The sequence below is a fragment of the Microcystis sp. LE19-131.1A genome, from assembly GCF_027532015.1.
In the GTDB taxonomy this organism is placed as follows: Bacteria; Cyanobacteriota; Cyanobacteriia; order Cyanobacteriales; family Microcystaceae; genus Microcystis; species Microcystis ichthyoblabe_A.
On sequence record NZ_JAPZSS010000165.1, the window covers coordinates 1 to 12,720 of the forward strand.

The 12,720-nt window shown below is 42.5% G+C and carries 14 protein-coding genes and 1 pseudogene; 5 read left to right on the forward strand and 10 right to left on the reverse strand.

Features of this window, described 5'->3' with window-relative positions; all coding sequences use genetic code 11:
- Positions 1-232, forward strand: a 232-nt coding sequence (locus O9323_RS13215) for an ISAzo13-like element transposase-related protein (RefSeq protein ID WP_502846427.1), incomplete at its 5' end; no start/stop codon positions are given.
- A 14-nt stretch (positions 233-246) separates the two neighbouring features.
- Here O9323_RS13215 and O9323_RS13220 read toward each other — a convergent pair.
- Positions 247-552: a hypothetical protein gene (locus tag O9323_RS13220; protein ID WP_288125260.1), complete on the reverse strand. Its 306-nt coding sequence runs from the start codon at positions 550-552 to the stop codon at positions 247-249.
- 482 nt (positions 553-1,034) lie between these two features.
- Positions 1,035-2,162, reverse strand: a complete 1,128-nt coding sequence (gene recF / locus O9323_RS13225; protein WP_002747232.1) for a DNA replication/repair protein RecF — start codon at positions 2,160-2,162, stop codon at positions 1,035-1,037.
- Positions 2,163-2,319: 157 nt separating this feature from the next.
- On the opposite strand from recF, the gene O9323_RS13230 reads away from it, so the two are divergent.
- On the forward strand, positions 2,320-2,892 hold the full coding sequence (locus O9323_RS13230; protein ID WP_149107355.1) for a DUF2808 domain-containing protein: 573 nt from the start codon (positions 2,320-2,322) through the stop codon (positions 2,890-2,892).
- An 87-nt stretch (positions 2,893-2,979) separates the two neighbouring features.
- On the opposite strand, the gene O9323_RS13235 is transcribed toward O9323_RS13230, so the two are convergent.
- On the reverse strand, positions 2,980-3,624 hold the full coding sequence (locus O9323_RS13235) for a Uma2 family endonuclease (RefSeq protein ID WP_288125261.1): 645 nt from the start codon (positions 3,622-3,624) through the stop codon (positions 2,980-2,982).
- A 343-nt stretch (positions 3,625-3,967) separates the two neighbouring features.
- Here O9323_RS13235 and O9323_RS13240 point away from each other — a divergent pair, with 343 nt between their 5' ends.
- Positions 3,968-4,138 carry a metallothionein gene (locus tag O9323_RS13240; protein ID WP_002754961.1) on the forward strand — a complete coding sequence of 57 codons (171 nt, stop codon included), beginning with the start codon at positions 3,968-3,970 and terminating at the stop codon, positions 4,136-4,138.
- Positions 4,139-4,173: 35 nt separating this feature from the next.
- Entirely contained in the window at positions 4,174-4,608 is a 435-nt protein-coding gene (locus O9323_RS13245) for an ArsR/SmtB family transcription factor (protein ID WP_002754959.1), read from the forward strand.
- On the opposite strand, the gene O9323_RS13250 is transcribed toward O9323_RS13245, so the two are convergent.
- The gene (locus tag O9323_RS13250) at positions 4,605-5,393 is read right to left on the reverse strand and encodes a pentapeptide repeat-containing protein (RefSeq protein WP_002754957.1); all 789 of its coding nucleotides are present in this window, start codon (positions 5,391-5,393) and stop codon (positions 4,605-4,607) included. The genes O9323_RS13245 and O9323_RS13250 overlap by 4 nt on opposite strands.
- Positions 5,394-5,594: 201 nt before the next feature.
- Between O9323_RS13250 and O9323_RS13255 the strand changes: the two genes are divergently transcribed.
- Positions 5,595-8,657 carry a sll1366 family intein-prone helicase gene (locus tag O9323_RS13255; RefSeq protein ID WP_288125262.1) on the forward strand — a complete coding sequence of 1,021 codons (3,063 nt, stop codon included), beginning with the start codon at positions 5,595-5,597 and terminating at the stop codon, positions 8,655-8,657.
- Here O9323_RS13255 and O9323_RS13260 read toward each other — a convergent pair.
- The 6 genes and pseudogenes from O9323_RS13260 to O9323_RS13280 all read right to left on the reverse strand — a co-directional run bounded on the left by O9323_RS13260 (position 8,654) and on the right by O9323_RS13280 (position 12,055).
- Positions 8,654-9,475: a DUF6515 family protein gene (locus O9323_RS13260; protein WP_002754953.1), complete on the reverse strand. Its 822-nt coding sequence runs from the start codon at positions 9,473-9,475 to the stop codon at positions 8,654-8,656. The genes O9323_RS13255 and O9323_RS13260 overlap by 4 nt on opposite strands.
- Positions 9,476-9,497: 22 nt before the next feature.
- Positions 9,498-9,605: pseudogene (locus O9323_RS22900) on the reverse strand (YgiT-type zinc finger protein); the annotation flags it as partial.
- Positions 9,606-9,919: 314 nt separating this feature from the next.
- Positions 9,920-10,252 carry a type II toxin-antitoxin system PemK/MazF family toxin gene (locus O9323_RS13265; protein WP_002778731.1) on the reverse strand — a complete coding sequence of 111 codons (333 nt, stop codon included), beginning with the start codon at positions 10,250-10,252 and terminating at the stop codon, positions 9,920-9,922.
- Positions 10,249-10,491: an AbrB/MazE/SpoVT family DNA-binding domain-containing protein gene (locus O9323_RS13270; RefSeq protein WP_002754951.1), complete on the reverse strand. Its 243-nt coding sequence runs from the start codon at positions 10,489-10,491 to the stop codon at positions 10,249-10,251. Before O9323_RS13270 ends, O9323_RS13265 begins: the two co-directional genes overlap by 4 nt.
- Before the next feature lie 91 nt (positions 10,492-10,582).
- Positions 10,583-11,359 carry a DUF2092 domain-containing protein gene (locus O9323_RS13275; protein WP_288125263.1) on the reverse strand — a complete coding sequence of 259 codons (777 nt, stop codon included), beginning with the start codon at positions 11,357-11,359 and terminating at the stop codon, positions 10,583-10,585.
- A 33-nt stretch (positions 11,360-11,392) separates the two neighbouring features.
- Complete coding sequence (locus tag O9323_RS13280; protein WP_016516534.1) at positions 11,393-12,055, reverse strand: potassium channel family protein; 663 nt, start codon at positions 12,053-12,055, stop codon at positions 11,393-11,395.
- Positions 12,056-12,720: the final 665 nt, after the last annotated feature.

The following is a 12,720-nucleotide window of genomic DNA, read 5'->3' on the forward strand; positions in this document are numbered from 1 at the left end:
TTGGGCAGTCTTAGAGAACTATTGGAATGGGGCAATTTTAGATTCAATTGATGCGGCTCTTAATTGGGCTTCTAACATGACTTGGAAGGGGATAAAACCTCTAGTGCATTTGGTAGAAGGAACTTATGAAAAAGGGGTGAAAGTTTTGGCTAAAGAACTAGAACAATTGCAACCTTTCTGGCAACGTTCTGAAACTTTGCCCAAATGGGATGTGACGGTTCTGCCCTCCTAGCTGGCATCTTATTTTTACGCAAGTCCCTTGGCCTCTACCGACAATTCTATCGGTTTACCTCCCAGGCGATCGCCCAGAAACCCTAACAACTTTTTCCCATTAGCGGGGTTAACTTCGGTCATTAACATTCCTCCCAAAAAACCGCCCAACGACTTATTACCTTCAGGGGGATTGGGATCAAGAATGCGTTTAACCGATTCAACTTCATCTGCCTGTTGTAGTTCTGTTAGTAATACTTGGGCCTGTTCGTCGCGTTCTTCAGGCTCCAGGTTAGGATCGTTAAAAGCGATCAGCAATTTAATCGTAGATTTGTTACTCATAGGAAGTTGAGTTGAAATAATATAGGATAATACTAATCTTACTGAATTATGCAAATTTTACCATATACCATCTGAAATCTAAATGAGTGATCCCATTTTCATACTAACCCTTGCCGAGTGCCGATTTCTTATTTCTTGGGAGCATCTCATTTATGCAAGTGAGTAATTATACTTGTCCCTAAAACTGGTTTCTCGCAAGGCTTTCAAAATAGCTTGACATAAAACCTGATTTAGGGGTTACAAAGGTGAGATGCTCCCGGTTTTAACCTTGTACAGGTTAGAGGGTTATGATTCTTTAACAAAGGGAATTGACCACAATCAGCACAGCATCTCCCAATTATTGTCTTTAGGTCGCTAAAATTTCGTTTCTCGCCGTATTTCTCCTTTTTTCTTGAGAATGAAATAGCCCTACCCTTATTAAGGGGGGATAAAATTATGGGTGTATATCGTTAGCAAAGAGACAAACAAAGAGAGGCTATAGACTAATAAAAAATATGTCCCTTTTTGACAGAAAATATCTGGGAAGATTGCAACCAGCGAGACTCAAAAGAACTGAGATGAGTGGTGGTAATTAAGGTTTGAAAACGGTCTTCGATCGCATCTAATAATTGATTTTGTCGTTCGATATCTAATTCCGCTAAAACATCATCGAGGAGTAGTAGGGGAGGTTCCCCGATAATCTGCTCTAGTAACTGTAATTCCGCTAATTTCAAGGCTAAAACTAAGGTTCTTTGTTGTCCTTGGGAACCGTAGGATTTAGCGGGGTTTTGGTTAATTAAAAAATCCACTTCATCCCGGTGGGGACCGACTACCGATGTCCCTAGCTGTTTCTCGGCCAAACGACGGGTTTCAATTTTATCTAAAAAAGCCGTTTGTACCCCATTGACATCATCTTCTACCCAAGGCACATTGGGAATATATTGTAATTCTAGATATTCAGTTTTTCCGCTAATACTTTCGTGCCATTTTTGAGCTAAAGGAATTAATCTTTGCAGGACTCGCGCCCTTCTTCTCGTAACTCTTGAACCAGTTTCTGCTAATTGTAAATCCCAGAGTTTTAGTTGGGATAAATCCGCATAAACTTTTCCCTCTAATTCCTGTTTACGAATCTCTTTTAAAAGAGCGTTCCTTTGTCGTAAAACCTGATTATATTGCTGTAAAATATGAACGTATAGGGGTTCTAATTGAATTAATAAAGTATCTAACCAATCTCGGCGAGCTTCCGGACCACCGCGCACTAAATCCAGATCGAGACTAGAAAATTGTACCGCATTAATCACGCCCAAAAAATCGAGATGACGGCGCAGGGGTTGACGGTCACGGATCACGGTGCGACGACCGGAAGAACGGAGAATTAAACTTAATTCTGATGCTCCATAAAGACGATTAACCCTAGCAAAAATTCTCGCCTCCGAGTCCGATTCTAGCACTAGATCCCGATCCTTGCTGACTCGATGGCTCTTGAGAGTGGCCAAAAGTTCGATCGCTTCTAGTAAATTGGATTTTCCCTGAGCATTATTGCCCAATAATATTGTTTTTTTGGACTCGAATTTTAGCAACTGTTCGGCATAATTTCTAAAACTGTGAAGGTGCAGGTGTTCGAGATACATTGCAAGTTGGGGGTTAAGTATTGGGGGTGGGAGAGTGGGGAGAAAACAACTGATAACTGATCACTGATAACTGATCACTGATAATGGCAGCGGCTGAGGGTTAAGTGAATTTGCTATAATTCTCCTTGACAATCAATATTTTATAGTAGCTTTTACCTTGAAGATTCCCTTTTTGCCTTTAAAACAGACTGAAAGTCTATCTAAACTCGCTTTGATTGCTATACTCGCTTTTGATGCTTCTGTGTCTCTCGCAGGACAATTTCCCGATGGCAGAGTATTTTTTGAGAGTTCTCCCACTCTGGTTAATTTCTTCGCTACTTTCCAATCCGTGCGTGCTTGGGGTGCAAAATACTATCTTACCATCGCTCTGCCGCCGTCTCTCGGGGCGCCCTTGGGCAAAGTAACTATACAACAGCAGCCTAATATTCAAACTATTGCTTTTCTTGTTGATCAAACTTTTGCTTTTCTTGGCGATCGCAATCAGCGAGGCGAAAAATTAACCCTAAAATCCACTACTTTTGACCCCAATACTCAGACGATTACGGTCATTTTTGATCCTCCTGTCCCCCCCAGTAATACCGTTTCCATCGGTCTGAAACCAGTACGAAATCCCGATTATGGTGGTGTTTATCAGTTTGGAATTACTGCTTATCCCCCCGGAGACAATTCTCCCGGATTAGCTCTAGGAGTCGGACGTTTAACAATTTACGATGCTGGCGATCGTTGGTAGGCCGTTCTGCGTCTAAAAACAGTAATCAGTGAGCAGTAAAAAGACAGTAGGAAACCTCAGTTCCCTGACTTCGTTGTTCATTTGAGGTCAGGGATTAAGCGTTTGCTTGACCCAAATTCGGAATTGTTTTAATGCCATTGCACTACCTATTTTTTGACTATTTTGTAGCGTTTCTGGAATTTTTTCTATTAGATTAAATTGAGAAAATAGTCGGCTTTGGGAAGATTCAACATATTCTGATCCTTGCAAAACATTGATTTCTAGTCTCTCTCCATTATATCGCCACAATTCAGGAACACCCAATCGCTCATAATTATTAAATCTGGTTCGCTTAGTAATATCAATCTCAATTGCTAAATCGGGAGGGGGATCAATCGCCAAATCAAGGCGCGTTTTTCCCCGAATAGCATGACAATTTTCGATATAAAAAGACTCATCTGGTTCTATTCCTTGATCCATTTGCTGATTTTTAAAGGTTGTCGATCCAGCGGGTTCATAGTCTAACTCTAATTCATCCAGAAGAACTTTAACCAAATCCCCGATTAAAACTTTGGTGTTTTCATGAATAAAAAGAGGAGTCATTGCTTCTAAAGTTCCTTGACTATAAGATAGACGAATTGACCGTCGATCTCCCAATTCGTCAAGAATTGTTTCATAATCTTGCCAAGTGAGTGAAGTTAACAACAGGCGATCGCCTGGGGTAACAGTTAGTTGTTTTAATGCTAATAACATCAGAATTTGTCGGCTCAGTTGTTATGATTGGGCGGTTTAGTCAGTATTTAACTTTTTTCTACCTTAGACTATATATAGCAGTTTTCATCAGAATGAGGCATGGGCAAGGGGCTTAAACTCTTGGTTGGCAAAACTTGTCGATACCTCAGCAACGTGAAAAGCTCTATATGCAAACTGAAAACTCAAATCTGATCACTGATCAAGGAGAACTTCCCACCTCACCCTTGAGATGACTGCCCTAACTTTCCCGTCTGAGTTTTAGAAAAATTTAACTTTATTCAATCCATGAACATCTGTTCAGATGTTATACTAAAGTCAGTAAAGAAGTTCAGAGGTAGTAACCATGATCGCTGTCACCATGATGAAATGTGCTTGTAAATCCTGTTTGTGTGTAGTATCGATCGCCGATGCCATCAAAGAAAACGATCAATACTACTGTTCCCAAGCTTGTGCCAATGGTCACGTTAACGAGAACGAGAAAGGCTGTGGACACCAGGGCTGTGGTTGCGTTTAAATTTAGTTATTGGGGAGAAGGGGACAAGTATCGGCATGGAAGATTTGATCGATACCTCCCTTTCTCAACTTTCCCTTAATAACCGATCAGGAAAAAATATGGCCCTAGAGAAAATAGCACCGGTTTGTGGGGAATCCCATCACCAAGAGGCGAAATTCCAGCACTTGCAGGGATTAGAAATCGAAAAAGCCCAAAAAATGGCCGAATTTTTCAGCCTTTTGGGGGATGCCAACCGCCTAAGAATTCTGTCGCTTTTAGCCAAACAAGAATTATGTGTTTGTGACTTAGCCGACGACTTAGGGATGAGTGAATCGGCCGTATCGCACCAGTTAAGAACCCTAAGAGCCTTAAGATTAGTTAAATACCAAAAACAGGGACGGAGAGTCTTTTATCGTCTTGCCGATCATCATGTTCTTGACCTTTATTACGCGGTCTCGGAACATTTAGAAGAGCCAGCGGACGAAGATTAAAACAGTCCCAAAGCGGGTAAAACAAACTGTAGGAGCAGAGAACCAATCCCCTGCACCATTTGGTCTAATTGAGCGTTGCCACCACCTTGTTCTCGCGGTTTTAGGGCGATTTCCATGCCTTTAATAAAATTCTCTGCCGCTTCGTAACCGGGGGTATTGCCTTGTCGTTCAAAGAGAGTCGAAGCCATTTGAGCGTCCTGGGCCGCTAGAGCATTTTGTCCCAGACGATAGTGAGCCATGGCCCGGGCCAGATAAGCTGGAGCATATTCCGAGTTAATTGTCAAGGCCTTATTAAAATTTTCTATAGCGGCGCTGGTGCGTCCCTGTTTTCCTTCCACCATCCCTAGACCGTAGAATAGTTCAGGAGTACCGGCACTACTGGGAATTCCCACCGCACCCTGCACGTATGCAGTGTCTAGTTTGGTGTTGTCAAGGTTAGCATTATTGAGATAAGCGCCTCTTAAATCCGCACCCGTCAAGATTGCCCCGCTTAAGTTCGCTCCAGTCAGATTAGCACCAAAGAAAGAAGCACCAGTTAAATTAGCACCACTCAGATCCGCTCCACTTAAATTAGCTTGACTAAGGTTGGCCCCGACGAGATTGGCCCCATTTAATTTTGCCCCAGTTAGATTCGATTGCACTAACCCCGAACCGCTCAGATCACATTGGGGACATTGTCGGGTGGATAATAATTGCTGTAGATGGTTTAAATCTTCCCCATAACCAACTAGGGACAAGTTCAGGGGAAGACTGAGGAGGAGGGTTAGGGCGATCGATTTGTACATAGTTTAAAAATAACTCTAGTTATTATTATTGATAATAACCATGCGATCGGGGCTAATCGCTGAACTAGATTCTGCTTGAGAAATCAGCCCTTGTCCACTAAAATAGGAGATTAGAGGCTCTTAAGGTCAGAAGAAGCGACAAAATCGAGATTTGTTACCTTTTCAACAGCAGGTTTTTTAGAGGAATTTTCCTATTTTATAATGACTACTCTACACGGTAATTGGCTGATTGGTTCGCAGGATAGTGTTTTTTTTCTTTGGGGTGAACAGTGGCAAGGGAAGGAATTAAGTGAAACAAAGGAAAATCATCCTTTTTGTCTAGAATCTGGGGCATTAGCCCAATTTATCCAGAAATTTTCTCCTCAGCTTGACCGCTATTCTCCAGAATCAATCAAGCTCAGTTTGCCTAGTTATTCCCCCCCAAGGAAAAAATATTTTTTACCGCTGCTGTCGGGGCAAATTCTCGAACCCACAGCTAAATCCTTGTCTTGGCAACCATGGCAGGTATCGGGATTAACTTTTTCTGCGGGGATGATAATACAGTTATGGGAGAAATTACCCCTAGCTAAGACCGAATTTATCGGCAATGATCTACGATTTTGGCTGTATTTGCACCGTTGGAGTTTAGATTTATTAGCAAGGGGGAAATTTTTAGCGGGAATAAATCAGGGTGAAAGTTGCTGGTATCCCCTGCTAGATAGTACCATCGATCGCACTCGTTTAGCTAAGTTTATCCAAACCATCCCCCCGGTTTGTCTTGCCTATCAAGAAAATAGCGAACCACAAACAATTATTCTCGATTGCTTAAAAAATATTGTCGATGCTCGTTTGCGACAAAAAATAGATAGTACTGTTAATATTTCCCCCTCATTGATGGTAAAACCCTGGCTACAATCTTTAAGCGGTGATCATCATGACATTGCTTTAGAAGCCAAGAATTTACAGCGTCTAGAAAATGCTTATAATAACTGGGTGTTTCCTATCCAAGAAAGTTTAGTTAATGGCAATAATCGCCAATTAATCGAGAATCAATACCGTGTCTGTTTATCTTTACAACCTCCCAGATTAGGGACAGCGTGGAAACTAACCTATTATTTACAAGCGTTAGATGATCCCGAATTTCTCATTAGTGCCAAGTTGATTTGGTTAGAGGGGAAAGAAAGTTATCATAGTTATCAAAGAGTTGTCAATAATCCCCAGGAAATTCTCTTAAAAGGATTAGGATTAGCATCGCGATTGTACGAACCGATTAGAATTAGTTTAGAGCAAAGACACCCGGAGGAATGTTCTCTTGATTCGATCGAAGTTTATCAGTTTATTCGCTCGATCGCTTGGCAATTGCAAGATCAGGGATTAGGGGTAATTTTACCAACGGGGTTAACTGCTGGTAGTAATGAACAAAGATTAGGAATTAAGATTGCTGCCAGTGTAACTCCCAAAAAAGGAGAAAGATTAAGTTTAACCAGTTTATTAAACTTTCAGCTTAAATTAGTGGTAGGGGAACAGGAAATATCGAAAAAAGATTTTGATAAGTTATTAGAGAAAAAATCGCCAGTGGTGGAAGTGGGGGGCAAATGGTTAATCCTACAACCTACGGATGTCAAAGCAGCTCAGGCAATTTTAAATAATACCATTACTCCCCTTAATCTCTCGGTAGAGGATGCCCTGCGCTTGAGTTCAGGAGATAATAATCTAATTGCTAAACTGCCGGTAGTTAATTTTCAAGCGGAGGGAGCATTAAAGGAATTAATTGATAATTTAAATAACAATCAAGGGATTCAATTAATCAACCCACCGCGGGAATTTCGGGGGGAATTACGTCCCTATCAAATCAAGGGAGTTAGTTGGTTAGCTTTCCTAGAAAAGTGGGGTTTAGGTGCTTGTTTAGCCGATGATATGGGTTTAGGAAAAACCCCGCAATTAATCGCTTTTTTACTAGCATTAAAAGAAGAGGATATGTTAGTTAATCCCGTGTTAGTGGTGGCTCCCACTTCCGTGGTTAATAACTGGGAACATGAGTTAAGAAAATTTGCTCCCACTCTGGCTGTTTTTGTGCATCATGGCGAAAAAAGATTAAAAGGTCAAGCTTTTGCTCAAGAGGTAAAAAATAAATCGGTTGTTATTACCAGTTATCCTTTAATCTATCGCGATCTGTCCACTTTGGAAGCAGTACAATGGCAAGGTTTAGTTTTAGATGAAGCTCAAAATATTAAAAATTCTACGGCTAAACAATCCCAAGCAGTGCGAAAAATACCCGCAGGATTTCGGATTGCCTTAACGGGAACTCCCGTAGAAAATCGCCTGACGGAATTATGGTCAATTTTGGATTTTCTCAATCCCAATTTTTTAGGAACTCAAGCCTTTTTTCAGCGTCGTTTTGCCCTTCCTATTGAAAAATACGGCGATCAAGAATCCCTGCATAATTTGCGTTCCCTTGTCCGTCCTTTTATTTTACGGAGATTAAAAACCGATAAAACTATTATCGAAGATTTACCAGAAAAACAGGAAATGAATATTTTTTGTGGTTTATCGAAAGAACAGGGACAACTTTATCAACAATTAGTCGAGAAAACCCTCCAGAAAATTGAAGAAACTCAAGGAATTCAGAAACATGGATTAATTTTAACCTTGCTAATGCAACTAAAACAAATTTGTAATCATCCGGGCCATTTTTTGAAAGAAAATAGTTTAGAAACCAGTCAAAGATCGGGAAAATTATTACGCTTAGAAGCCATGGTAGAGGAAGTGATAGCAGAAGGCGATCGAGCTTTAATTTTTACACAATTTGCTGAGTGGGGAAAACTCCTACAAACCCATCTCCAGAAAAAATTAGCCGAGGAAATATTATTTCTCTCCGGTTCTACCAAAACAAAAGATCGGGTAGAAATGATCGAGCGCTTTCAAAATGATCCCCAAGGACCAAAGATTTTTATTCTCTCCCTGAAAGCGGGGGGAACAGGATTAAATTTAACCCGCGCTAATCACGTTTTTCATATCGATCGTTGGTGGAATCCGGCCGTAGAAAATCAGGCCACTGATCGCGCTTTCCGCATCGGACAAAAACGTAATGTTCAGGTACATAAATTCATCTGTACGGGAACCCTAGAGGAACGCATTAATGAGATGATCGAAAGCAAGAAACAATTAGCGGAACAAACCGTAGATGCTGGGGAAAATTGGTTAACCGAATTAGATACCGATCGCCTACGAGATTTATTATTATTAGATCGATCGGCAATTATTGATGAAGAAGAAACCGATTAGAAGCGAACCACCTGATAAACCGTGGAACCATTCTCAAACAGAGGCCGATAGTAAATACCGCTGCAATTGTAATAAAGCGTATTGTCAGCCGTAATTGTGGTGCAGCCGTCTGGGATATAGGTGACAATTGCGCCGATTGGCGGGGCCACCACCGTGTAGGAACTGCCGCTAGGTTGAAGATAGATGCCGTCCGAGTAAATGTAGGAAGTAGAACCCACATAGACGGTATTGTAGTAGGGGGGGAGAGTAGCGATCGCTGAACCGATGACTAAGCCGGTGGTCAAACCCACCCAACCCCAACCCGGGGGGACGTAATAACCGCCACCGTACCAACCGCCACCACGCCAGTAACCGTTGCGATTATCGTCAATAAAGTTCTGACGGTTCTGTTGGCGATCGCTAACCTGCTGCTGCCGTTCCCCCTGTCTTTCGGTGCGTTCCCCTTGACGGGTATCGGTTCTTTCGGTGCGTTCGTTCTGCCGTTCCCCCTGTCTTTCGGTGCGTTCCCCTTGACGGGTTTGTTGACTGGTTTGCCGTTCCCCCTGTCTTTCCGTGCGTTCCCCTTGACGGTTTTGTTGACTGGTTTGCCGTTCCCCCTGTCTTCCAGAAAAATCTCTAGAGGGTTGGGAACGATTACTAAAATTCCCTCGGTTTTGCAGATCACTACTGCGGTTAACCCGTGGGGAAGCTCCACCACCGCCACCGCTACGACCACCGCCACCGCCACCGCGAGCGTCCACATAATCCGTGATCAGTAAACTTGTACCCAAAAGGAGGGCGGCAAGAACACATAAGTTTTGACATAAAGATCTTTTCATGGCCCGGACTCCTTGATTTTTTTATTCGCCTTGGCTGCTTATCTTCCCAGATTATTTTCTGCAAGCGTTCGACGGTTTCTGGTGCAAAAAAACGCTCTCCTGTTTCTACACAAACTCTGGCGGGAACATTTTATATAATAAATCTGGGTTGGGTTCGGATAGAGTAAGGCTTTTGATAAGAGACTTGCGCTTTGATAATCTACCTTTTGGGCGAACGCAGTTCGCCCCTACATTGTGGACAAAATCCCTTACTGTAGGGGCGCAAAGCTTGCGCCCTCCGATCGATCAGGTTTGCTGATCACTCTAAGTAGGGGGAGAGCCTTCGACAGCCTCCGCAGCTAAGGGACTTGCGCTTTGATAATATGCCATCTGGCTGGTCTGACTCTTCTACAGAGCGATTTTCTGGCTGGGATATTATTCCCACGCAAGTCCCTAATGTCCCGATTAGAAAAGAATCGGCTTAATTCTTCTGAGAACATCCTGGAGCAACCGTTCTGGACACTTGCCGATAAAGCTCGCTTTTCTCCCTCGGAAGTCCAACGATCGCAGCTGATCTACCATGATAACTCCTGTCACTGCCTCTCCATCTGGAATCTTGACGTAGAAAGGGTTCTGGCGTTGCGTATTGCTCACCGGACAGACAAAGGCAAAACCAATCTTGCGATTAAAATCAATATGGCTTACCACCAGTGCTGGACGATTACCCATTTGCTCATGCCCAATTTGTGGGTCGAAGCTCAACCGCAGGAAATCTCCACGTTCTGGAATGTATGTCACCAAATCTCCTCTCCCATTGGCCGTCCCCAATCCACTTCCGGCTCCGGTGATTCAACAACCTCAGCCAGTAGTTCTTCTAGACTTAACTCAGGCAAGGCTTGAATTAGCTCAATTACTAGCTTTCCGTTTTCCACAGAACATTCAACAACGTCATTGGGATTGAGGTTTAGTGCTTCCACCGCATACTTGGGAATCCGAATCGCTAAAGAATTACCCCAGCGTCGAATCTGCGACTTCATGATCCCACCTCGAATTCGTTAGATATTCAAAGTATATCAAAACGCTGATTTAGGGGAATACCGACAAGCGATCGCATTTTATGAACGGGGTTTACGGCGGGGATTGATTATCCCTAGTGGGTAGAAGTTCGATAGGGATCGACTCTGATCCCGGTTGGAAAGTGAAAGTATCGGCGGGTGTACTGGGATTAAAATTCCAGTCGGATAATATTGCCGTGTACTGGGGTGAACCGGGTAGAGTTTTATAGGTGATAATCGCTTTTCTCATTAGGGGGGTGGCATCCTGCGTGACCCAGATTTGATAATCGCGATCGCTACCGATCAGCAGCAGGTGATACATCGGTTCGCGGTTGACCATGTCGTTGCCGATAAAAATAATTTGCTTGACATCGGCCATTAGCTCTGCACAGGGATCGTTCGCTGCCAGATTTGACATGGGAATGCTGATCCCGTACTTTTGTTCTACTTGGTCTAAGGCTTCATCTAGAGTATTCGGTGCCGGTTTTGTAACGTATAGATCCCGTTCCAGATCCGCAAGGGTGAAGGTTTTACCATCGTAAAAAAAGCGGGTAACTCGTTCATCCCCAGTGTAGTCCGAGCGCAGGCGATTGGGTTTCTCTACCCAGATGTTTTGATAGGCACTGTACTGAACTTTCGCCCCAGAGTCGAGTACATCGTCATAGGTGACATCCATATTGACGGTGAACGCTCGCTGTTTGGTTAAATTAGCACAGAGTTGCTCAATCACCTGTTGCGCCGTTTTTGGGCGGATTTCCTGGGCCAGAGTGGGGATTTCCGCCAAGACTGCCGCAGCAGTGACCCAAGGCAAAAGCAAAGAAAGAATCGGGATAAAGCGACGCATAATCATCTAATATTCCCCCAGGGCGATGGATTGTTTTGGTTAACGACCATTGTGTAAACTGACTAAACGAGCGATAAAAACGGCGGGATAGAGAACTCCAGTCATTCCTTCTAAATTGGCTAGAACTCTAGCGATTTTACTGGTAGGAACTATATCACCGTAGCCAACCGTAGCCAGGGTAGTAAAGCTGAAATGAAGTAGATCCGCCTGGTTGACGGTTTTAGCGGCGGAGCTAAAGGAATCGGGTTCAAAAATCTGGACGATATTATAAGCGGATGCCCAGAAAAATCCCAAGAGAAAATAGACACAAATTCCCCCTTTGATGATATCAGATGTGACCTGTTCGGCGAGAATTAATTCTAGTAAAATCGAGTACACACATAAACTAACAAAAGCTAGAGAAATTAATGTACTAGATAGCTCGAACCAACGGTTGAAATCGCTATAAATAGGGATAATCGTGCTGAATGCTCGCAGGAGGAGGGCAATCAAAAACAGACCGATATTATATCTTAAAGCCAATTTACTGCGATCGATCTGATAGACGGCGATGATCAGAGAGAGGGAGAAGAAAAAGAAAATCAGCCAATCTCCCAGGGGTAGATATACTAAAAACGGGTAAATAATGTAGAGCGAGAGCAGATTTGCCAGCAGCCGATTGTATTTATTTTCTGTTGCCCGCATCAATTGACGGAATTTCATAGCAGCGAACCTTTAATTGGCTTAACCATATACCAAGTCTCGTTTTGAGGAATTTTCTCTCTATTCTAACTCTCCTCCTCTGACAGAAGATAAATAAGTTAGATCGTAGCGTTCAGATTTTAGCATAGAGTACAAGTAACCCGTGTTAAGCTGTCGATCTAACAACAAAGCTTAACAGCTGCAATGGAGCGCAGCAGAATTGCCATCCAGTGCAGCACATTAGAATTCTTGCAAATTAATTATATGTTATAGGATTCGGTTAACTAATTTTCCCCAAAAAATAGTTAATTAATATATTTGTTCTGAATGAAAACCAGAAGTTTAACTTTTAACTCAAAATTCTTTAGATATGCTTGAATTTGGTTGTCAAAACCTCTTTATTTAAGCAGCACAAACTCTCTCAATTTTTATAATTGAGAATAAATTCTCCTGACTAATTATAATTCTCCTTCACTGGATTAATGTTTGGCAACTTTTAATAAGCTGCTACACCTATCCCTAACTCATAGTTATAAATAGCTGGTTATAATTAGGGTTTGCTGAATAATGGTAAAAACCTTACAGGAAAGGGCTTTTAGCTTGATTGAGAGCTTCCCAAATGCACTTAAATCTGCTAGAATCTCTTAAAACCCTTGCATCACCCTTGCATCACCCTTGCATCTTCT

Coding starts and splice junctions, on each gene's coding strand:
- O9323_RS13220 (WP_288125260.1), bottom strand. CDS start 552: ATGAGTAACAAATCTACGATTAAATTGCTGATCGCTTTTAACGATCCT.
- recF (WP_002747232.1), bottom strand. CDS start 2,162: ATGTATCTCGAACACCTGCACCTTCACAGTTTTAGAAATTATGCCGAA.
- O9323_RS13235 (WP_288125261.1), bottom strand. CDS start 3,624: ATGTTATTAGCATTAAAACAACTAACTGTTACCCCAGGCGATCGCCTG.
- O9323_RS13240 (WP_002754961.1), top strand. CDS start 3,968: ATGATCGCTGTCACCATGATGAAATGTGCTTGTAAATCCTGTTTGTGT.
- O9323_RS13245 (WP_002754959.1), top strand. CDS start 4,174: ATGGAAGATTTGATCGATACCTCCCTTTCTCAACTTTCCCTTAATAAC.
- O9323_RS13250 (WP_002754957.1), bottom strand. CDS start 5,393: ATGTACAAATCGATCGCCCTAACCCTCCTCCTCAGTCTTCCCCTGAAC.
- O9323_RS13255 (WP_288125262.1), top strand. CDS start 5,595: ATGACTACTCTACACGGTAATTGGCTGATTGGTTCGCAGGATAGTGTT.
- O9323_RS13260 (WP_002754953.1), bottom strand. CDS start 9,475: ATGAAAAGATCTTTATGTCAAAACTTATGTGTTCTTGCCGCCCTCCTT.
- O9323_RS13270 (WP_002754951.1), bottom strand. CDS start 10,491: ATGAAGTCGCAGATTCGACGCTGGGGTAATTCTTTAGCGATTCGGATT.
- O9323_RS13275 (WP_288125263.1), bottom strand. CDS start 11,359: ATGATTATGCGTCGCTTTATCCCGATTCTTTCTTTGCTTTTGCCTTGG.
- O9323_RS13280 (WP_016516534.1), bottom strand. CDS start 12,055: ATGAAATTCCGTCAATTGATGCGGGCAACAGAAAATAAATACAATCGG.